Annotated in this window: 17 protein-coding genes; 15 read left to right on the forward strand and 2 right to left on the reverse strand. The window is 50.6% G+C overall.

Annotated elements, in window-relative coordinates; genetic code table 11:
- Positions 1-126: 126 nt before the first annotated feature.
- A complete protein-coding gene (locus tag ACFVVF_RS17785; protein WP_387812354.1) occupies positions 127-747 on the reverse strand; it encodes an NAD(P)-dependent oxidoreductase in 621 nt (206 codons plus the stop codon).
- A 162-nt stretch (positions 748-909) separates the two neighbouring features.
- Between ACFVVF_RS17785 and ACFVVF_RS17790 the strand changes: the two genes are divergently transcribed.
- From ACFVVF_RS17790 to ACFVVF_RS17835, 10 genes are all read left to right on the forward strand, one after another.
- A complete protein-coding gene (locus ACFVVF_RS17790; protein ID WP_387812356.1) occupies positions 910-2,091 on the forward strand; it encodes an ROK family protein in 1,182 nt (393 codons plus the stop codon).
- A gap of 160 nt (positions 2,092-2,251) precedes the next feature.
- Complete coding sequence (locus ACFVVF_RS17795) at positions 2,252-3,439, forward strand: polysaccharide deacetylase family protein (RefSeq protein ID WP_387812359.1); 1,188 nt, start codon at positions 2,252-2,254, stop codon at positions 3,437-3,439.
- 210 nt (positions 3,440-3,649) lie between these two features.
- Positions 3,650-4,993, forward strand: coding sequence for an extracellular solute-binding protein (locus ACFVVF_RS17800; RefSeq protein WP_387812362.1), 1,344 nt, complete (start codon positions 3,650-3,652; stop codon positions 4,991-4,993).
- Positions 4,994-5,099: 106 nt separating this feature from the next.
- Positions 5,100-5,993: a carbohydrate ABC transporter permease gene (locus tag ACFVVF_RS17805; RefSeq protein ID WP_387812365.1), complete on the forward strand. Its 894-nt coding sequence runs from the start codon at positions 5,100-5,102 to the stop codon at positions 5,991-5,993.
- Positions 5,994-6,010: 17 nt separating this feature from the next.
- Positions 6,011-6,895 (forward strand): carbohydrate ABC transporter permease, encoded by an 885-nt coding sequence (locus tag ACFVVF_RS17810; protein WP_387812368.1) that lies wholly within the window; start codon positions 6,011-6,013, stop codon positions 6,893-6,895.
- 150 nt (positions 6,896-7,045) lie between these two features.
- Complete coding sequence (locus tag ACFVVF_RS17815) at positions 7,046-8,929, forward strand: cache domain-containing sensor histidine kinase (RefSeq protein ID WP_387812370.1); 1,884 nt, start codon at positions 7,046-7,048, stop codon at positions 8,927-8,929.
- Between the two features lie 35 nt (positions 8,930-8,964).
- The gene (locus tag ACFVVF_RS17820) at positions 8,965-10,152 is read left to right on the forward strand and encodes a response regulator transcription factor (protein WP_387812373.1); all 1,188 of its coding nucleotides are present in this window, start codon (positions 8,965-8,967) and stop codon (positions 10,150-10,152) included.
- 124 nt (positions 10,153-10,276) lie between these two features.
- Positions 10,277-11,668, forward strand: a complete 1,392-nt coding sequence (locus tag ACFVVF_RS17825; protein WP_387812376.1) for an MATE family efflux transporter — start codon at positions 10,277-10,279, stop codon at positions 11,666-11,668.
- A gap of 117 nt (positions 11,669-11,785) precedes the next feature.
- Positions 11,786-12,538 carry a threonine/serine exporter family protein gene (locus ACFVVF_RS17830; protein WP_387813131.1) on the forward strand — a complete coding sequence of 251 codons (753 nt, stop codon included), beginning with the start codon at positions 11,786-11,788 and terminating at the stop codon, positions 12,536-12,538.
- A gap of 22 nt (positions 12,539-12,560) precedes the next feature.
- On the forward strand, positions 12,561-12,986 hold the full coding sequence (locus tag ACFVVF_RS17835; protein WP_387813134.1) for a threonine/serine exporter family protein: 426 nt from the start codon (positions 12,561-12,563) through the stop codon (positions 12,984-12,986).
- A gap of 101 nt (positions 12,987-13,087) precedes the next feature.
- Here the strand turns inward: ACFVVF_RS17835 and ACFVVF_RS17840 are convergent, their stop codons facing one another.
- Entirely contained in the window at positions 13,088-13,891 is an 804-nt protein-coding gene (locus tag ACFVVF_RS17840; protein WP_387813137.1) for a lipoate--protein ligase family protein, read from the reverse strand.
- Positions 13,892-14,154: 263 nt separating this feature from the next.
- Between ACFVVF_RS17840 and ACFVVF_RS17845 the strand changes: the two genes are divergently transcribed.
- The 5 genes from ACFVVF_RS17845 to ACFVVF_RS17865 form a co-directional block, all read left to right on the forward strand.
- On the forward strand, positions 14,155-14,595 hold the full coding sequence (locus ACFVVF_RS17845; protein WP_387812379.1) for an NUDIX hydrolase: 441 nt from the start codon (positions 14,155-14,157) through the stop codon (positions 14,593-14,595).
- A gap of 12 nt (positions 14,596-14,607) precedes the next feature.
- Entirely contained in the window at positions 14,608-15,150 is a 543-nt protein-coding gene (locus tag ACFVVF_RS17850) for a histidine phosphatase family protein (protein WP_387812382.1), read from the forward strand.
- Between the two features lie 88 nt (positions 15,151-15,238).
- On the forward strand, positions 15,239-18,352 hold the full coding sequence (locus ACFVVF_RS17855; protein ID WP_387812384.1) for a hybrid sensor histidine kinase/response regulator: 3,114 nt from the start codon (positions 15,239-15,241) through the stop codon (positions 18,350-18,352).
- Positions 18,349-19,482 carry a response regulator gene (locus ACFVVF_RS17860; RefSeq protein WP_387812387.1) on the forward strand — a complete coding sequence of 378 codons (1,134 nt, stop codon included), beginning with the start codon at positions 18,349-18,351 and terminating at the stop codon, positions 19,480-19,482. Before ACFVVF_RS17855 ends, ACFVVF_RS17860 begins: the two co-directional genes overlap by 4 nt.
- Before the next feature lie 155 nt (positions 19,483-19,637).
- On the forward strand, positions 19,638-22,489 hold a 2,852-nt coding region (locus ACFVVF_RS17865; RefSeq protein WP_387812389.1), incomplete at its 3' end, for a beta strand repeat-containing protein.

The raw sequence follows: 22,489 nt of genomic DNA on the forward strand, positions 1-22,489 counted from the left end.
TCACTTGAAGCTTGTCGAGAAGTGCTCAGTGTCATACGATATAAAACTATACAAATCGTGCTATGCAGCACCAAATGACCATCGTACTCGGGAACCGCACGAGCAGAAACGCAAGCGGCAAATCATTTAATACGCGATTCCAACGCGAGAGCAGACGAACTCGCGGCTGTCCAATTGCCGGTAGGCGAAATCGGCGGTATCGGGGACGGAAATTTGTTTGCCGTCCAAAGGCAAATAGTCTTTTTCCGTCCGGTATACACCAGTATATTCGCCGTCCGGCAGGTAGGTTGGGCAGACGAGTGTCCAATCCAGCTCGGACTGCTGCATCGCGTGCAGCATCGCATGATGCTCCTCAGCTGCACGGGTCAAAGTCCGGCGCGATTCGCTCGATTGATAGCGCAGCAAGCCCGGTTCTGTCCGGCTGTCCAGCACGCCTGCCGTGCCGATGGCGATTAGCCGGTTAACGTTACGCTGCTGCATCGCCTTAATTAGCATAGGCATCATAACCGACAATGTCGTTCCCCCGTCCGTGCCAAGCGCGCTTACAACAGCGTCGGCATCTTTTACAGCTTCGTTCAATGCGCGCTCATGCAGCACGTTTCCTTCAATCACCTTTACCCGGTCCAAGACACTTGCCAATTTATCCGGTGTGCGCACCAGCAAGGTCAGCTCATGCCGATCCCTCAAAACATATTCCAGCAAACGTCCGCCTACACGGCCCGTTGCGCCTAATAGAGCAATTCTCATCGTTATACTCTCCTGTTTCCTTCTTATTGCCTTTATATTCGGCATATCTGTCTCCGCATAAATGCTTCTATATGATTATACCGCCATTCCATTCATTGTTAGAAGCGTCCGGCTCGGTTATAATAAATGGGAATTTATTTCCGTTATCGGATGAGGACTATTATGACGAATAAAGCAACGACCAAAAAACAGGTCTATGACTATATCGCCAGAAACGGCATCGTCTCGAAAGCCGAGCTGATGGCGCAATTTGAGCTGAAAATCAACAGCATGACGCGTCTGCTGGAGGAGCTGATCGCCGAGAACTGGCTGCAGGAAAAGGGGCTCGGCTACTCGACGGGCGGCAGGCCGCCGATTTTATATGAAACGAATGCTCATCGCGGTTATATATTAGGATTGGAGATTTCAAGGATTTATTCTTCAATGGGACTTTATGATTTGCAAATGAACAGGCTGTCGCTTATCCGCTGGACGATGGATGAGACGATGACACCGGAGCGATTCATTGACCGGGTGCAGGAGACGGTCGATTCTTTTCTAGTTCAGCATGGGCTATCTGCGGGGCAGATTATCGGCATTGGCGTTGGTGCGGTTGGCCCGCTTGACCGCGAACGGGGGCTGATTGTCGATCCGGTGCTGTTCCCGGCTGCAGGCTGGCGAGATCTGCCGATATGCAGACTGCTGGAGGAACGGCTTGGTTTTCCGGCGCTGCTGGATAACGGTGCGAACACCGCCTTAATTGGCGAGCATTGGGCGTTGCGAAGCGAACGGTACGAGCATATGCTTTATGTACATGCCGGGGCCGGCCTGCGGTCGGCGATGATGTCCGGCGGGGAGCTCGTATATGGAGCAACGGATACGGAAGGCGCGGTAGGCCAGATGATCATTCAGGCCGGGGGCCCCCGACTTCGCGACAACGGCAACTATGGTGCCCTTGAGGCTTTTGTGTCTCTGCAAGCTTTGGAGAGCAAAGTGAGAGAATTGCCCGTCACTACTGCTGCTGCCACAATAAATGACGCCGGCCAGGAGCCGGTAACATTCGAGACGATGGTTCGTGCATTAGCGGAAGGCAATACAGCTGTGCTCAATATTTTCAACGAAGCTGCGGCGTATCTGGGTATAGGCTTAGCTAACTTAATAAATGTGCTTCATCCGGAGAAGGTTATTATTGGCGGAGCACTGCTTAATGCCCATGAGACGATGTTCGATACAGCGATTCGTGTAGCGGAGCAGAATACGTATTATTTTCCGAAATATAAGCCGTTGTTCTCGAAAGGAATATTGAAAGAGGATGCGGTTGCAGCAGGTGCTGCGGTTATGGTCCTTAAAAAAATCCAATTGTAAAATGAGCGCCGGATTAATTTTTTTTAATAAAAAAGCAACCTTTAGTTGCTGAGCGCCGTTGATAGAGTAGGGAATCTGTTAGACGTTTGATGGAGAGCATAACAATTCCTCTTTTAGTCTAAATGTGACAATTATCATTTTTTAAGGGGAATTTGTACCGATGAAAACAAAGCAAAAATTCAGTCTGACACTCATTCTTATCATTGGCATAGTCGCAATTCTATCCGCATGTTCACAGTCTGCATTGAGTCCCAACAATAAAGTAACGTTTACGGTTAACGGCGAGAAGGTGAAGCAGGCTCCTGTTCTGACAGTGGACCAAGGCGAGCCGATGGTGCCGGCGGCTTTTCTGGAGAGCACATTTAAAGTGAAGCTGGAGTGGGCGCTTAAGCAAGATAACGGCAATAACGGCGTTTTCTATTCCAATCAAGTTGCAGTTCTAATGTATCATGACATTTCGAATGATCCGTCGAAAGAGAAATCCGCGATTTCAGATAAGCAGTTCGAAGAGCAGATGGAGCTGTTGAAAACGAATGGCTTCCATGTCATTACGATTAAACAGTATGCCGATTTTATTTTGCGCGACGGTACGGTGCCGGACAACGCGGTGCTTCTGACCTTTGACGATGGCTATGAATCCTTCTATACCGATGCGTATCCGATCTTGAAGCGCTATGGATATCCGGCTGTTAATTTTGTCATTGTCTCCTCTGTAGGCGGCAAGCACAACGGAGTTCCTAAGATGACATGGGATCAGATGCGTGAAATGCAAAAGTCCGGAATGGACTTCCATAATCATACGTATAATCTGCATCGTTACGGTGCGATGCGCGAGGATGGTTTGACGAAGCCCGTGCTTACGCGCAAGCAATATTTTAAAGATCAGAAGCGCATGGAGACCGATGCGGAGTACACCGCGAGAATTACGAATGACCTGACGGAAGCCGAACGGATTCTGAAGCAGGAGCTGCACAATTCGATGAGCGTGCTGGCCTTCCCTTATGGTGCTTATAATGATGAAGCGCTCGCTATTATGAAGAAGCTGGGCATTGAGCTGAGCTTTACAGTCAAAGAAGGCATTAACGGCAAAGGCCAGACGAACGGCTACCGGGTGAACGGCGCCAAGCACGGCGAATCGTCCAAGCAGCTTATTGAGAAGCTGAAAGGATTGACCGTGGAAGACGGAGAGGTCAAGGTGTTCCTGAACGGGAAAGAAGCGGACTTTACCTCCCTTAAGCCGATGAAACGGAAGGAAGGCGTCATGATTCCGCTGCGCGATTTCTGCAAGATGAACAACATGAAGCTGGACTGGAACAGCAAGAAAAACCGCATAGCAATTGATACCTAAATCCATACTAACAGGCATAGCGCCCAGATCGCTGTGCCTGTTTTTTTGTCGTTCTCAGGAACTAGGGGCAGTTGGCGGAGCACTCCGAAGGTGGGTAAACTTCAGAAGCCGATCTAAAGAAAACACACCTTTTATCCTAAGTTCCCGCATTGTAAGGGGTTCCAGATCAAGGCATAATAAACACATCCACAAATAAGGGGGATATAAACAATGAAGAAGAATATGAAGGGCATTCTGAAGCTTGTAATGGCTGGCACGCTGGCACTGAGCCTTGCGGCTTGCGGCAACAACGGCGGCGGCAATGCAGGCACTAACAGCGGCACAGATAAAGCCAACGAAGGCAACGCAGGCGGCAAAAAAGAAAATATAACGATCACATTCCAAAACATCTACCCGGACCCTACGGATCCGAAGAACATCATCATGAAGAAAATCGTTAAAGCTTATGAAGACGAGCATCCAAATGTGAAAATCGAGCTCGACTCGCTGAACACGGACCAGCAAAAAGTGAAGCTGAAAACACAAGCCGCTTCCCGCGAAGTTCCAGACATTACGGTGGTTAACCCAGCCGCTCAAATGAAGCCTTTCGTTGACGCGAAGCTGTTCGCTCCACTGAACGATATGCTGGACCAAAACGGTCTGAAAGACACGTTCCAAGAAGGCATCCTTGACTTCTACTCGTTCGACAACAACATCTACGCTTTGCCGGACGGCAACAACATCGGCTTGGTGTACTACAATAAAGAACTGTTCGAGCAAGCTGGCGTGAAAGTGCCAACGACGTTCGAAGAAATGGTTGACGTTGTTAAAGCGCTGAAAGCAAAAGGCATTCAGCCAATGGCAATCGGTGAGAAAGACTCCTGGACAGGTTCGTTCTTGTTCATGAATGTGCTGCTTCGCACAAACGGCCCTGGCTTCCTGCAAGAAGTGCTGGACGGCAAGAAAACATTCGAAGATCCTGCTTTCAAAGAAGCAGTTGACGCTTTCCAAAACCTGATTCAAGCCGGCGCGTTCCAAGAAGGCGCAACTTCCTTCGACTACAACGCAGGCGAGAACTTGTTCAAAACAGGTAAAGCAGCGATGTACTACATGGGCAGCTGGGCAACTGGCGGTATCGAAACTTCGACAATCAACGGCAAAGCCGGCGTGTTCAAGTTCCCTACTGTAAACGGCAAAGGCGACCCTAACGAATTCATGCTTGCTCCAGGCAGCGCGTTCGCGATCTCTGCTGACAGCAAACACTTGCCAGAAACGAAAGATTTCCTGAACTACTTCATGATCAACTTCCCTAAAGAGACATTCACAGCTAAAGGCGCTGTAGGTCTTGCACAAAAAGTAGAAGGCGACTTCAAAGCTGCCGGCTACTCCGACATGGCAATGGAAGTTCTGGATATGTTCAAAGACGTTAAAGGCGGCGACATCGCGTTCGATAACACGATGAACCCTGCTACTGCACAAGCTCACTTGACTTCGATCCAAAACCTGTTCGTGAAGAAAAACGATGCAGCTAACGTTGCGAAAGAGCACCAAACGGCGTACGAAAGCAACAAATAAGAACCATTTATAAAGAGAAATGAAGCGCGGCGCGGAGGGTGCCTTGCGAAAGCAAGAATCCCTTCGCTCCTTACGCTTACATGAGTCATTCAAGGAGGAGCGCGAGATGAACGTACTAAGAGTATCGAAGTGGACGATAGCGCTGTTCGTGTTGCCGTGTCTGCTGCTCTATGTCTGTTTCGTATTCGTCCCTATTCTCGTATCCCTGTACAGCGGCTTGCTGGATTGGAACGGAATCGGCGAGTCGAAATTTATCGGGCTGGACAATTTCAAGCAAATGCTGTTCCATGACGCGGTGTTCTGGCCAGCTGTCAAACGGACATTAATGTTCGCGGTTGTATCGATGTGTATTCAAATTCCTTTGGCTTTGTTTCTGGCCATCCTGCTTAACCGTTTCGTTAAGAAACCGAACTTCCTCGTATCAAGCTATTTCCTGCCTGCAATTCTGTCGGTTGTCGTAATCGGCCAACTGTGGAAAACGATCTACAACCCGGCTTCGATGGGCGGCATGCTTAATCAGGTGCTGGAGTCGATTGGACTTCAATCCTGGACACATTCTTGGCTGACTGATCCAAGCGTGGCTATGTACAGCTTGTACTTTGTAGCCGTGTGGCAGTTCCTGGGCTACCATACATTGATTCAGTTTACAGGCATTCAAAACATACCTTCAGACATTTATGAAGCAGCAAAAATTGACGGTGCTGAAGGGCTTAAAGCCGATTGGCACATTACCCTACCGATGAATATTCCGATCATTAAGATCTCGATCGTTCTTGCATTTATAGGTTCACTGCAATCGTTTGATCTCATTATGGTTATGACAGGCGGCGGTCCGGCTCATGCGACCGACGTAATCTCGACAGTCATGTACAACATGTCGTTCCTGTCGATGAAATATGGCTACGGCAGCTCGATTGCAGCCTTCCTGGTTGTGCTCTGTCTCGTCGCTACGTTCTTCATCAACTTGATCTTTAACCGCTTAGAACGGAAATATACGTAATGGAGGAGGGAACTGCCATGAATCAGGCTGCGCAAGCAGGTGCAATCAAACCATCTGCAAAGATAAAGTCACGGAGCAAATTCAGCATCGGCAAAGCACTAGTCTTTATCTTGTTCGGCGTGCTGCTCGTTACTCAGCTGTATCCGCTCCTCTGGCTGTTGATCTATTCGACGAAAACGAATGAAGAAATATTGTCCGGCAGTTTTTTCTCCTTGCCGAAGTCGCCGCAATGGGTGAACTTTCAGACGGCAGTGGAATCCGGCAATTACTTTAAGTACCTGGGTAATAGTGTATTCGTAACACTGGTCACAATGGTTTGCGTATTGCTGCTGGCATCGCTAGTCTCATTCGCGATCAGCCGTTTCAGATGGAAATACGGCCAAGCTGTACTGCTGCTGTTCCTGATCGGGATGATGATTCCGATGCAAGCAACGCTGCTGCCGCTCATGCTCATTTTCAAAAATATGCACATTCTCAATACGCATGCTTCGATTATTTTGCCGTATATCGCCTTCCAGACGCCAGTTGCGGTATTCATACTGAGCAGCTTTATGAAGTCGATTCCGAATGAAATTGAAGAATCTGCGATTGTGGATGGAGCGGGCGTGTTCCGGATCTTCTGGAATATCATCCTTCCAGTATCCGTACCGCCGATGATGACGGTTATGATTCTTACCTTCATCAACATCTGGAACGAGTACATTTTGGCAGCGACCTTCATTTCGTCGGAAAAACTCAAGACACTTCCGTTCGGGGTGAACAGCTTTGTCAGCCAGTATTCAGTCAACTATGGTGCGATCGGGGCCTTCCTCGTGCTTGGCGCTTTGCCGGTCGTGATCATTTACTTCCTGCTTGCCGACAAGATTACTAAAGGCATGGTAGCGGGTGCGGTGAAGGGTTAATTCCCTTCGCCTTTTTTCCGTTTGAGCCTTGAATGGCTATTTCGAGCTTTGCCGTATCCGCGGCAAAGCCGTTTATGTTTTCAATCGTAAATGAACCGTGCGTTATGTTACAATCAGGGCAAATAGACATGGAGGGGCGAGCATCGATTTATGGCAAGAATTTTTAAGCGGCATTCGATACACGGCAGGCTTTTTATTCTCTTTCTGACCTCCATGTTGACCTTGCTCATTCTGGTCAGCGTGCTGTATTACCAGAAAACGACGGAAATTATCCATTCCAAGATCAGCGATCTGGCCGTAAAGAACATCTCGCAGACGGTTGGATTATTTGATCTGATGCTTGAAGGCTATGACAGCGTTACCAAGTCGCTCAACAGCAACTACGAGCTGCTTAGGCTGCTGCAAGAGCGGGATAAGGAAGAGGATGCAGCGATCAGCGTAATTAACGAGCGGACGATAACGAATATATTGGGCGCCGTCTATTACTCGCGGGACGACATTATTGGCATTCATGTTATTTCTAATAAAGGCAAAGTATATAATTACGAACGGCGCTTCGCTGGCATCGTTGATATTAATTACAGCTCGACAGACTGGTATAAGAAGCTGGTGGAGTCCAATGGTAAAATGCAGTGGTTTGGCTTATCGGAGGGCTCGTTGATCAACAGTTTTCTGCGGCAGGACCCCGTGTTCGTCTTTGGACGACAGCTCTACGACTTGACCAACTATAAGCCGATTGGCGTTGTGTTAATTGAGACTAACCCGAAACCGATTTTGGCGGCGTTGTCTAACGTCACGATTAGCCCGAACAGCCGGGTATACATTGTCGATCGTGAAAACCGGATTATCGCTTCCACCGAGCCGACGGTAGAGTCGCCGGAGGACCGGAAGGATCCGCCATCCTTCGCCGGACTTCCGCGTCCGAAACGAAATGATATCGTCGTCGACAATCAGACCGATCAGTTAATCGTTGCGGCTAACGCGGCTATGGCCGAATGGACCGTATACAGCCTTACGCCGAAAGAAGACATCAGTGCGGAACTGGCTCAGACGAGACTCTATCTGCTGTTTGTTATTTTAGCCGTCATTATTATCGCTACGTTCCTGGCATCGTTAATTTCCCGCAATATTGCCTCGCCGCTCAAGCTGCTCATCCGTGAGATGAAGCAGGTAGAGCTTGGTAATTTCCGCGGAGCGGTTAACGTTAACTCCTTCGAAGAAATTAACAGTCTCGTCTCTTCCTTCAATAGAATGGTGCTGCGGATGGACGAGCTTATTGAACGAATTACACTTTCTTCGATTAGCGAGAAGAACGCGGAGCTGCAGGCGCTGCAGTCGCAGGTGAATCCGCATTTTCTATACAACACGCTTGATATGATTTACTGGATGCTGGACGAACGGGAGAATGACAGGCTGGGCCGTGTCATTTTATCCTTGTCGCATATGTTCCGTTACAGCAGCGACTGGGAGGAGGCGTCCAAGACGACGCTGGGCCAGGAGCTGGATCAGATGCGCCATTACATGACGATTATCGAGAACCGGCTGGAAGGACGCATTGAGACGGAGATTAACATTGATAATAGCTGGCTGGATGCCCCGATGCCGAAGATGACGCTGCAGCCGATTATAGAGAATGCGGTGAAGAGCGGATTGGAACCGCTTGACCGTCTTGGTGTGCTGCGCGTCTACGCCGAATCGGATGAGAAGGCGCAGGAATTCCGGATCGTCATTGCAGACAACGGGGTAGGCATGAGTGAAGAGACATTGGAGACAATCCGCAAATCCATGTATGAGCCGGTATTCATCAAGAATGGTGTAATGGCAACGACGAGATCGGCTCAGAAGAGCGAAGCTAGAACACGCCGCGGAATTGGCCTTCCTAATGTACATCACCGGCTGGCGCTTATGTTCGGGGACAATTACGGGCTGCGCATCGAGAGCGAGCAGGACGTAGGCACGACAGTTGTCATCGTGATGCCAATGCCGATCCCAAGCTCAAGTACAAGTCAGCATGCGGATTCCTCACAGCACTAAAAAGCATCTGTAGATTCCAGAAAGGAGTTTGATCCATGAATATTCTAGTCGTCGACGACGAGAAAGTCATCCGGGAGGGCATTAAGCGTACGCTTATCAACCGCTTCCCTCAATATAATGTGCTGTTGGCAGCAAGCCCGGAGGAGGCGGTTATACAGCTTCGCAAAGACAGGGTCGATATCGTGTTGACAGACATTCTGATGCCAGGCATGTCGGGACTCGAAATGATGAATTTGACTGCGGCCAGCTATCCGGATATGAAGTGGGTCGTGATTTCTGCTCATTCTGAATTTTCGTATGCACAGGAAGCGGTAAGGCTGGGAGCTAAGGATTACTTGCTGAAGCCAATCGGCAAGGATGTGCTGGTGGAGATGATTGAGAAGCTGGCTGCAGAGATCGGCAAGGAGAGAGAGCTGACGGAGGAAGCGGAGCTTCTGCGGGTCAACCGCAAATATTTGCGTGAGGCCGTATTTCAGCGCTGGGCGTCGGGGCTCGATATTGGCCGGATCGATGTGAAGCCGTTTATGGACAGCCATCCGCAATTTCATCTCATTATGGTGAAAATGGAGAGCGAGAAAGTCGTTCATCTCGAACATTTCATCATTGAGAATGTGCTCGGCGAGCTGATTGGCAAGCATGGCAGCGGCTTTGTGACCATTCAAGACAGTAAAAGCCTGCTGGGTCTCATTACGCTGAATGCCCATTCCAGCCTGAGTGCTTTGTTGGATGAGCTGCGGACTCACTTGATCAAATATTTGCGAATTCCGTTCCAGATCATGCATTCGGAGCTGATTCAAGACATCAATGCCGTGCCGGCTGAGGTGCAGCGCATGCGTCAGGCTTCTTCGACGCAGGTGTACGAGCATTACGCCAGCGGCGGCGACCAAGCGGTCGAGGTAGCGCTGCAATACATTCGCACTCACTACCATGCCGATCTGTCGCTGGAGAAGGTTGCGGCTATCGTTTATTTGAATCCGGTTTACTTCAGCCAGCTGTTTAAGCAGAAGACAGGCTCCGGCTTCAAGGAATACGTAATTGGCCTCCGGATGGAGCAGGCGAAGAAGCTGCTGATGAATCCGAAGCTGAAGCTTGCGGATGTCGCGGAGCGGATCGGATATCAAGACATCCGGCATTTTTCCCAGCTGTTCCGTAAAAAGTATGGAGAAACGCCATCCGAATTCCGGCAAAAAGAAGAGCATTCCGTGCCGCAAGAGCCGGTGTAAATCGCCTTAATAAGAAGTTACTGTTAAGTTTCATATTGTTAATGCAATTGCCACGGAACTATGCTAATATACGGTTTGTTTTAATAGAGAAAGAGATACAGATATTAGTGGAGAAGGTGGCATCTTGGCTAGCGCAGCATTAGAGGAAAAGGACGCCAAGTCCTTTAATTTGTTTTATTTGACTTGGCCGATTTTTCTGGAAATCTTTTTATTTATGATGATGGGGATCGCCGATACGCTTATGCTGAGCGCGATTTCTGACAACGCCGTATCAGGCGTTGGGGCAGCGAATCAGTATCTGCATATCGCGATACTTATTCTTGAGGTTATTGGCAACGGGGCATCCATTGTTGTGGCGCAGTATATTGGCTCCCGCAGGCTTCAGGACGCGGCTCGCATCTCAGCTTTAGCGATTACATTGAATCTGATCGTCGGTTTATTGATCAGCGGCATGTTCCTATTGTTCTGTAATCAAATTTTGCAGATTCTTAATCTGCAAGGTGAAATTTTGGAGCATGCGAGGAGCTATCTTTCCTTCGTAGGCGGCTTTATTTTTCTGCAGGCGCTTGTGAATTCCCTTGCTGCTATCGTTCGGGTACACGGGTTTACGAAAGAAGCGATGCTCGTATCCTTTGGCATGAACATCGTTCATATTATCGGCAACTACGCGCTGATCTTCGGCAACTTCGGCTTTTCGGAGATGGGTGTGCACGGGGCAGCAATCTCGACTGTCATTAGCCGGCTGATAGCGGTGCTAGTATTCCTGTGGCTGCTGTACCGGATTATGGAGATCAAAATTCAGTTCCGTTATTATTTTTCATTATCCAAGGCGTTTGTTGGCAAAATATTAAAGATCGGCATTCCTTCGGCAACTGAGCAGGTCATGTATCAAAGCTGCCAGATGGTGTTCCTTTTCTATGCGACCTTTCTGGGCGAAGAGTCGATGGCGGCCCGTCAATACGCATCGAACATCTCGATGTTTATCTACTTATTCGCTTTTGCAGTTGGTGTAGGCACCTCGATCATCGTCGGCCGATATGTCGGCGGCAACCGGAAGGACGAGGCTTATGGCCGCGTATGGCAAAGCGTACGTTCAGCTAGTATCGCTACAGCGGTGATGGTGGCGCTCGTTATGATATTCCGTCAGCCATTGATGACGATATTTACTGATGATCTCAATATTATTAAGCTTGGCGCACATGTGCTGCTCTTCAGCATCGTTCTGGAGACTGGACGCACGATCAACATCGTGCTGATCAACTCGCTGCGTGCTGCGGGTGATGCCCGTTTCCCGCTGTGGATCGGTATGGTCACGATGGTTGGGATCAGCGTTCCATTGGGGTACCTGTTTGTCTTTAAGCTGGACATGGGTCTGCCTGGCATCTGGCTGGCGATTGCTTCCGATGAATGGCTGCGGGCCATTCTGATGTCGCTGCGCTGGCGCAGCCGCAAGTGGGAGAAGCATGCACTGGTGAAGCATGAGCATGGAGATGGAGCTGCAATTTCGGCGCACTAAGCGCAAAGAAGAGTAAAGGAGCGGCCGGTGATGGAGCGTATGGTCAGCGGGAAGGGGAACGGCGCCATCGTTAAGGCGGAGGAGCATAAAGACGCAGTCCATTTTTCAGGCGCCGTTATGGCTGCCTGCTCGGATCATGACATCTTGCGGATCTGTCTGCTTGCGGGCAAAATCATGCTGCAAAACGGCGGCGAGACTTCCCGCGTGGAGGATACGATGAGGCGGATTGCTGCCGCATACGGCTATGATAATTCGCATAGCTACGTAACGCCGACCGGCATTTTGTTCGCCATTGACGGAGCCGCTCCTGTTACCCGGCTGATTCGCATATCGGAGCGCTCCGTCAATTTGCAGAAAGTAACGCTTGTCAACGATATTTCCCGGCGCATCTGCAGAGATGGAATGGCACCGGATGAAGCATTGCGCCTGCTGCAGGACACCGATACGCAGCCATTCGCCTACCCTGAATGGCTGCGTATTGCGATAGCGGCACTGGCGAGCGGCTGCTTCGCTATTATGTTCCACGGGGGCTGGGGCGACTTCATGCCGGCCGTTCTGGCTGGCGGGATTGGCTTCCTGCTCGTCGTGCTGCTGAATCGCTTTGTACCGGTTAAGTTTTTCGCCGAGTTTCTAGCTGCGGCGGCAATTGGCGTCACAGCCGTCTTGCTCGTGCAAAACGGCTTGGGTGAAGACCTGAACATCATCATCATTGGCTCTGTCATGCCGCTCGTTCCGGGCTTGCATATTACGAATGCTGTCCGGGACTTGATGGCAGGACATCTGGTGTCAGGATTGTCCAAAGGCGCAGAGGCGTTCTTGACGGCATTCGCGATTGGTTCAGGCATTGCGGTTGTGCTTTCCCTGTTATAGGGATAGAGAGGAAGGGTGGATGATGATGTGGATTGAACAGCTGGTTACAAGCTTTATTGCTTCTGCCGCATTTGGCCTCATCTTCAATGTGCCAAAAAGAATGCTGCTGCAATGCGGCAGTGTTGGCATGGCCGGCTGGTTCATGTACATCAGCTGCGTTCAGCTAGGAGTCGGCGTTGTGCCCTCGACGCTGATTGCGGTCGTCGTCGTAACCGTCATCAGCCAGCTGTTCGCAAGAATGTACAAGACGCCTATCATCGTCTTTAACGTGTCGGGCATTATACCGCTCGTTCCGGGCGGCATTGCCTATGATGCGATGCGCAACGTTGTGGAGAACAACTATAACGCTGCGCTGGAGCTCGGCTTTCAAGCATTTATGCTCTCGGGCACTATTGCAATTGGCCTCGTTCTCTCGGAAGTTGTTAACCAGCTGCTGAAGCGGCGGTGAGGAACAGAATAGAAGAGGGAGTAAAGAAATCCCCCATTCGCATGCTTGTTCATGTGAACGGGGGATTTCTTTATAGAAGAGAATGCTTAGTGGCTGCTGCATCAGCTGCCGCTCGGCTCTATTGCATAACGGCCGCGCAGCGTGCCGATCATCTCGCGGATGCGCTCCTCCGTCGGCATGTTGAGGACGGCCGCCGCTTCTTGCATGCCTGTCACCGTCTGGCCGCTCCGGATAACCCGTTTTACCGCTTCGGCGAATACCTCTGCGGCATTTGGACCGAGATCGGCCAGCTCTTCGAGGCTGGCCGTGCTTTCTTCCGTAACGCGGGGATAATCCGCGTTAGAATCCCCTCCGGCCGCCCGCTCATAGAAGGAGCGGACGAGCGCGGCCCGCTCGCGGCCTGATCCGGCAGCGACGACGAAGGCCTGCACGATGTAGGCATGCGCCTGCCTGCGCTGCGCGATGCCGCAGAACTTCAGGCCGCCGATGCTGAGATCGTAATCGCCGGGGCAGTAAGCGCCCGCGATCTCGCCTTTGTCTACTTGGCGGCCTGTAGACCGGAGCGCATGCCGGATCAGGCCGTACATGCGCTCGAAGTCGCCATGGAAGCGGAAGTCCAGCGTATCCGACTTCGGCAAAATCAGCGACACGTTGACGACGCCTTGGTCGAGCGGCACCGCAGCTCCGCCCGAATGGCGTACCGCAGTCGACCAGCCCTGCGTCTCCAGCCATTGCTGCGCTTCATAAGCGGCCGGCAATCTGCTGTCGCGCAGCCCCATAATGAAGGCGCGCGGATGGCGCCATATATGGCATATAGCAGGGCCGCCTTGTCCGGCGCTGCGGCAAAGCAACTCGTCCAGCGCAAATGGATACAGCGGATCGCTATCTGCAGCCCCTTCATCCATCCGATCCAATAACAGCAATTGGCCCAATCCCAATGCCTGTGCTTCGTTCGCTTCATCTCCTGACACCGTGCAACCGTCCCTTCCGTTCAAACTCTCTTTCTTTTATGATAGCATGTTGCGGGCTGGCTGGGCGACAGCCCTTGTGAGCAGTATGTACAGGATGGCTTGAAAGATTCTTTTCAAGTTATGTAACGCTATTTTTATTTACCATAAATAGGTATTGTATGCTACTATATTCTTTTGAAAATAGGGGGCGAGAAGTGATGAGTAGTCTTCTGCAGGTTAGAGTTACTGGGGTACTAGTTGAGAATGAAAAAATTTTATTAGTTAAACAAAACGTAACGTCTGACCGAAACTGGTCTTTGCCGGGAGGCAGAGTTGAACAAGGCGAGACATTAGAGGATGCAATTGTAAGAGAAATTGAGGAAGAAACAGGACTTAAGACAACCGTGTCTAAGCTATTATATCTATGCGATAAACCTGATGCTTCTCTATTACATATAACTTTCTTGCTTCAAAGGATAGGCGGGGAAATACGACTGCCTTCCAATGAGTTTGATAGTAACCCTATAAATGATGTCGCAATGGTCCCTATTCATAATCTAGGAGCCTATGGATTTACTGAGAAATTCATGACCCTTGTGCAGAATGGATTTCCAGAGTCGGGGAGCTATAAAGGGTTGAAAAGTAATATCGGCCTATAGGAGGAGTGTCGAATGAAAAACATCTACGTTGTCAGACACTGCCAGGCAGAAGGGCAAGAACCCGATGCGCGGTTGACCGTTGCCGGTGCCCAGCAAGCGGAAAAGCTTGCGTACTTTCTCTCTAACAAACATATCGATTACATCATCTCGAGTCCGTATGAAAGAGCGGTCCGCACCATCACACCGCTAGCCGAGAAATTGGGCATAGAGGTTAATAAGGATGCGAGATTAGCCGAAAGAGTATTATCGGGAAAAAATCATGCGAATTGGCGTGACATGCTTCGCAAGACGTACAATGACTTAGACTTATGTTATGAAGGCGGGGAGTCCAGCAGCATGGCTATGAGCCGTGCCAGCAGTGTTGTCTCGGAAGCTCTGAACAGCCCCAGCGAAAATATAGTACTCGTTTCACACGGGAACCTGATTTCGCTCCTGCTTAAATATTATGATGTCCGTGTTGGATATAAAGAGTGGGAATCGCTCTCCAATCCGGATGTTTATCATGTTTGCTTCCAGCTAGATAAACCAACTGTTCAGCGAATATGGGTCGAGTAACCCATAAGGACATGTATTTTATATGGGATAAATTTACTATAAATGATTACTAGGCGAGGATACGGACATGGAGCGGGAAACAGGCATAATGAGCAAACAATTGACGGTACTAGTAGGCATGATTGTTGTCTTCACTGTCGTTACTTCATTATTCATCTATGAATGGCTGAATCCTACCTTTCAGTACCCGGAAGCAAGAGGCGGGGTGCTGGACGCCAGGCAGTGGGATTTTGCGAAGCAGGGGATTGTGCCGCTGCGGGGAGAATGGGAGTTTTATGAGAACAAGCTGCTGACTCCGCAAGATTTCGATACCAATGGCAAGGCACTGGAGGCAGAGCGCCGAATGATTCGCGTTCCCGGGAGCTGGGGTGATGCCTCAGGCAGCGGATATGGCGCGGGCACGTACCGTTTGCGCATCGAGACCAGCAATCCGGATTTCTACAGCCTGCGGGGTAAAAAAATCCGCATGTCCAGCCACATCTACATAAATGGAACAGACTTCGGCGGCAACGGAAAACCGGATCTGTCGGCAGAGCGTTTTGTGCCTAGCAACCTTCCGGTTTTTGATACGATAAAGGCGGATACCAGCACCATTGACATCATTATTCAAATCGCAAGCTATCGTTATTTAGCAGGTGGATTGGTTCAGGCACCGGAATTCGGCCTAACAGAGGATGTATTGGCTCGGCGGGATAATGCCCGTCTGGCGGATATGATTGTCATCACGACGATGCTGGTGTTCGGGATTTATTTTGCAGGCATGTTCAAGCAATGGAAAAGGGAGCCTTATCTCGCCTTTTTCAGCTTGTTCTGCGTGTCATTAGGGTTGTTTTTCTGCATCGACAACGAGATTATTATGGCTACTCTTTTCCCGGCGATGTCCTTCGTATTCCTGCAAAAAATGCTCTTTGTCCTGCCTTACGTGTCCATCATCTCGTTTGCTCTCTATGTCTATCTGTATCTGAATCATCAAAAAAACGGGGAATATAAATGGGTGAGCCGGGTCTCTTATGTATCTCTGGCCTTGTTGGCGGCGATTCCGAACGAATACTTAGTGGATATTCTCTGGGTTGGAATCGTCCTGCATATTTTCGTTTTTGTATTTATTATTCGCTGGATTTTCCGTTACCGGAATGGCGGGGTTCAAGTTTATTATATTTTGTTAGGCTTGTTCTTCCTTATTATCAGTTGGGTGTATGCTCAGGCCCGGTATCAGCTGGCGCTCGACAACCCTTATTATATGATCGTAACGCCTCTGCTTCTCGTTCTGTCACAATCCTTCCTCATGTCGGATCGGGTCCGCGATGCATACATGCGGAACGAGCGATTAGCCGAGCAGTTAATTGCCTATGACCGCCAAAAAGATGAGTTTCTCATCCATACATCCCACGAGTTCAAGACGCCGCTGCATGGCATTATTAATCTGGCTCAGGTGGTCATCGACCAGAACGGGAAGGAGATAACGCAGCGGCATCATAACAATCTGGAATTTATTATTGCCCAGGCGACCCGTCTGTCGACGCTGGTGAATGATATTATCGATTTTCAAAGCTTGCAGCAAGGAAGCTTGATGTTTCACAACAGGCTCTTCGACGTCAGCGGCACAGTGCAGGCTACATTAGAAGCGTTGAAGGTTTTGCGCCGGAACGATCAGTTGCAGCTGGTTAATCAGGTGCCTCCAGGAACCTACTACCTGTACACTGATGAAAACCGCCTGAAGCAAATTCTCGTGAACCTTGTCGGCAACGCACTAAAATTTACGGAGCGGGGAAGCGTGGCAGTAGCCGCAGAATCTCGAGACGGCTGGATCCGTCTGTCATTCGTGGATACCGGCACGGGGATGAGTAAGGAGCGTCAACAGGAGCTTTTCAAAGCTGATCTGTACAAAGGGGAAGAAGGGCCGGCGGTTTCGGCGTTCCAATCCTCCGGTCTCGGTCTGAAAATATCGAAGGCGCTTGCGTTGCAAATGGGCGGCGATCTGGAATTGATATGGTCGGAGCCGGGAAGGGGCTCCGAGTTCGAACTGCGGCTGCCGGAAGCGACAGCAACGCAGAGGCAGCTGGAGGCCGCCCGTGCCGAATCCGCTGTCAGCTTGGAGACTCAACTGCTGCCTGGTACAAGCTCGACGGTTATGGAAGAGACACCGTCTCAATCGGAGGGGAAAGCCGGCACGGTGAAGATTTTGCTGGTGGATGACGATGCCTCCAACATTAAGGTGCTGCAGGAGTTGTTTGCGCCCAGCCGCTATCACATTCTTGTAGCGTACAATGGTGCTGATGCACTCAAGCTGATCCAGCAGCATCGCGACGCTCTGTCACTGGTCCTGCTTGATGTGATGATGCCTGAGATATCAGGATATGAAGTGTGCAGACGCATCCGGGAGGAGAACCCGCTCTATAAGCTGCCTGTTTTGCTGCTGACGGTGCGCAACTCGCCAGCCGATATCGCCATGGGCTTCGAGGCGGGAGCCAATGACTTTCTGGTGAAGCCGTTCAGCGGCAAGGAGCTGCTGGCGCGGGTGCAAACACTGCTGCAGGCGAAGGAAGCAGTCGAGCAGGCCATTCGCATGGAGACGCTGTTTCTGCAATCGCAGATCAAGCCGCATTTTGTCTATAACGCCTTAAGCGGCATTATCTCGTTATGCTACAGCGACGGTGCGCGTGCAGGCAAGCTGCTCGGTGAATTCAGCAATTATTTGCGCCTTAGCTTCGACCTTGATCCTCGTCATGCCAAGGTCAGTCTGCAGCGGGAGCTGTCTCTCACCAAATCCTATATTGAGCTGGAGAAGGCCCGTTTTGGCACACGCCTGAATGTGGAATGGGATGTGGATGTCCAGGCGGAGCCGTTGATTCCGGCTTTGATTCTACAGCCGCTGGTTGAAAATGCGATCCGCCACGGTGTGATGAAGCGGCTGTCAGGGGGGACGGTGGTCATTCGGGCAAAGCTGGGGCCGAAAGGCTTGCAGATTGCCGTCCAGGATGACGGGGTCGGTATGACCGCCGAGCAGCAGGAGCGGATTTTCAAATCGGAGCGGATGGATGGCAGCATTGGCATGATTAACGTGCATAAGCGGCTGACGAATGAATTCGGGCAAGGCTTGCGGATTGAGAGCTTTCAGGGGAATGGCACAACCGTCAGCTTCCTGATTCCTTCCCGAGAGGGAGCCGCCGGACCCCATGGAGAGGCAGGAGAGGCAGGATGATGAGAGCCGTTGTCGTAGACGATGAATTGCTGGTTGTGGAGCAAATCGACAGAATGCTGGTCAATGCCGGCGTGAAGGTGCTGGGCTGCTCTGTGAATCCTCACGAGGCGCTCGGAATGGCGAAGGCGCTGCAGCCTGATGTACTGTTTCTGGATATTGAAATGCCGGAGCTGGGCGGGCTGGAGATTGCAAAACAGGTGTATGCAGACAAGCTTGACATGGAGGTTGTATTTATTACAGCCTATAATCAATATGCGATTGATGCATTCCGGGTAAATGCGCTCGATTATTTGCTTAAGCCGGTAATGGAGGAGGATTTGATGCGTTCGCTGGAACGTGTCACACAAAGACGGCAGCATCGCAAAGCCGCTGCCGGTACTGGCGGACAACGGGTGGTCATTGCAGAGCTGTTCGGCAAATTCGCACTACGGCTGGATGATGGTCTGGAGCCCGTTCGCTGGGTAACATCCAAGTGTGCGGAACTGCTCGCTTACATGCTGCTGCAGCCCTTGGAGAAGGAGGTCAGCAAGTGGGAGCTGATTGAGGCGCTCTGGCCGGCGCAGAATCCGGATAAAGCAGGCATTAACCTTAGGAGCACGGTTAGCAGAATTAACAAGACGTTCCGGGATTGCCGCCTGGAGATGACGCTAACTTCTGTTAAGAATGGCTATAGGCTGGTTATGTCCGATGAAGCGCCGGCTTTGGATGCGATGGAATTGGAGAGCTTCGTGCTGGAGGCTATAGAGCCCGACAGCGATAATCTGACTCGTGTAGAGCAGCTAGTACAACGCTGCAGCCAGCCTTTCCTGCCAGAGTTCGACAGCGCCTGGTGCGAGCCTTACCGCAAGCAGTACCGGCAGTATTTTTTGCATCTGGGTAAAAAGCTGCTCCTCTATTACGAGAGCTCTGAGGCGGAGCCGTTCAAGATACTTCGTCTGGCCGAGCTGCTGGCTGAACATGATCCTTATGACGAATCGCTGCGGGAATCAGCGATGAAGCTGCACTATCGAATAGGCGGTTACCAGCGTGCCGCTGCTTACTATGAAGTATACGCCGAATTTATCCGCAACGAGTTAGGAGCATCCCCAGGCGAGACACTTCCCGCTTTGCTTCAGAGCTTAACGGATTGACCGCAATTGCAAGAAGGAATCTGCTGTCCGAAGCGGGTTCCTTTTTGTTTTGCAACAATTTTGCAACATCGCTCTCGTTATAATGTCACAGTAGTGTACATCAGCATGAAAGTGAGTGAGAGCCAATCATGATCAAACGGTGGATATCGATAGTTATGGTTTTACTATTAATTGCAGCTAATATTCCTCAGTATGCTTCTGCAGCTCCTCTTGACGAGTGGAATATCCGGAATCCGGTACCTTCGGGTGACTATCTATTTGACATCGCCTACGGAAAATCAACGTATGTGACAGTGGGAGGAAATGGAGCAGTAGCAACCTCTGGCAACGGGTTGGACTGGACCGGCCGAACGAGTGGCGCTGTCATGGATCTTACTGGTGTCGCTTTCGGAAATAACACGTTTGTGGCAGTAGGGGGCAGCGGGACGATTATTTCCTCCAGCGACGGTGTGAGCTGGACAAGCCGAGTGAGTAACTCTTCAGCGGCTCTAAGCAGTATTACCTTTGGGAATAACTTGTTCGTGGTGGTAGGTACAGGTGGAACGGTTCTGACCTCCAGCGATGGGGTGAGCTGGACGAAACAAACTAGTAATACTACAGAAAGTTTAAATAGTGTTACTTATGGAGGCAGCAACACGTATGTGGTGACAGGGAATGCAGGGTTTATTATGACCGCCACCAATGTAACGACCTGGACGAAAAGAACGAGTGGTACCACGGATAATCTACATAGCATCACTTTTGGTAACGGCATGTTTGTAGTGGCGGGCGGATCTGGGACGATTCTGACAGCTACACCTAATGGAACCACATGGACGAAAAGGACGAGTGGTGTTACAAATGGTTTATATGACATTGCCTACGGAAACAGTACATTCGTGGCAACAGATATCTTTAGCGGAAAAGTTGTAACCTCTATCAATGGAACGAATTGGGCTTCTCAAAATAGCGGTCTTAGTAGCATAAATGGTATTCGCTTCGTAAATAACACGTTTTTGGCGTTAAGTGAAAGTGGGAAAATTCTGACCACTTCAAATGGAACAGCCTGGACGATTGTGACGAATCCGATGACGAATACGCTAAATGGCATCACTTACGGAAATAGAATGTATGTGACAGTAGGTGATGCGGGAACGATCATGACTTCCGGCAACGGGACGGCCTGGACAAGCCAAACAAGCGGTACTACGAGATCGCTAAACGGAGCCGCCTATGGAAACGGTAGGTATGTAGTCGTTGGTGCCAATGGAGTCATTCTAACATCCAGTAATGGAGCAAGCTGGGCGAGCCAAGCGAGCGGCACAACAACTACGTTAAATAGTGTTACTTACGCAGACGGCAAGTATGTGGCGGTGGGTAACACGGGATTAATTTTGACCTCCAGCGACGCAGCGAACTGGACGAGCCAAACGAGCGGCATCACGAGCACTCTGCTTTTTGTTACCTACGGAAACGGCCTGTATATGGCTGTAGGGGACTTTGGAGTGATTATGACCTCCGCAGACGGAGTGAACTGGATCAAGCAAACGAGCGGCACCACGAATACGTTATACAGTGTCGCCTACGGAAACGGCAAGTATATTGCAGTGGGAACCAGCGGAAGGATACTGGTCTCCACTGATGCAGTGAGCTGGACGAGCCGAACGAGCGGCAATTCGAATAGTCTAAGAGGCGTCGTTTACGGAAATGGTGTATATGCGGCGTCGGGTAACCTTGGGCTTATGTTCACCTCTAGTGATGGATTAAACTGGGTGAGCCGTACGACCGGCACTGGGAAAGGCCTATTTAGCATCACCTATGGAAGAGGCGCGTTTATGTCGGCAGGTGGAGCTGGAACGATACTGCAGACTACACCAGAACCATTTACGACTTACACCGTAACCTATAATGCTAACGCATCAACATCGGGCAGTGTACCGGTCGACAATGTTGCCTATGAGCAGGGAGATCCGGTGGCCTTGCTTGGCAATACGGGAAATCTGGTTAAAACGAACTTTACGTTCGAGGGCTGGAACACGCTGGCTGACGGAAGCGGAACAAGATACGTCCCAGGCTCCAACATGGAGATGGGAACGGCGAACGTTACGTTGTATGCGGAGTGGACGGCTGTACCGCCTGCAATCAATAGTGTGGATGTTAGTCCAAGCAGTGCAAGTGTGATGCAGGGAGGAAGCAAGCAGCTCACGGCAGCGGTAGATGCGGTTGGCGGTGCAGCGACAACCGTAACGTGGACGAGCAGTGACGCTAACGTATCGGTGGACAATACTGGGAATGTGACGGCAGCGGCGGATGCCGAACTGGGCGATTATACGATTACAGCAACATCGACAGTGGACGGCAGTAAAAAAGGAACGGCCACAATAACGGTAACGGCAGCACCAGCTGTTAATAGCGTGAGTGTCAGCCCTGGCAGCGCAAGCGTGGTGCAGGGAGGAAGCAAGCAGCTAACGGCAACGGTAGCTGCGGTTGGAGGCGCAGCGACAACGGTCACGTGGACGAGCAGTGACAGCGCCAATGTGGCGGTGGACAATACCGGTAATGTAACGGTAGCGGCAGATGCCGACTTAGGCGATTATACGATTACGGCAACATCGACAGTGGACGGCAGTAAAAAAGGAACGGCAACAATTACGGTGACGGCAGCACCAGCTGTTAATAGCGTGAGTGTCAGTCCTGACAGCGCGAGCGTGGTGCAAGGAGGAAGCAAGCAGCTAACAGCAACGGTAGATGCAGTTGGCGGAGCAGCAACAACGGTAACGTGGACAAGCAGTGACAGCGCCAATGTGGCGGTGGACAATACCGGTAATGTAACGGTAGTGGCTGGCGCTGAACTGGGCGACTACACGATTACGGCAACATCAACAGTAAACGGCAACAAAAAAGGAACGGCAACAATCACGGTGACAGCAGCTCCTGCAATCACCAGCGTGGACATCAGTCCGAACAGCGCGAGCGTGATGCAAGGAGAAAGCAAGCAGCTGACGGCAACGGTAGTTGCGGTTGGCGG

Source organism: Paenibacillus sp. NPDC058174 (assembly GCF_042883865.1).
Taxonomy (GTDB): domain Bacteria; phylum Bacillota; class Bacilli; order Paenibacillales; family Paenibacillaceae; genus Pristimantibacillus.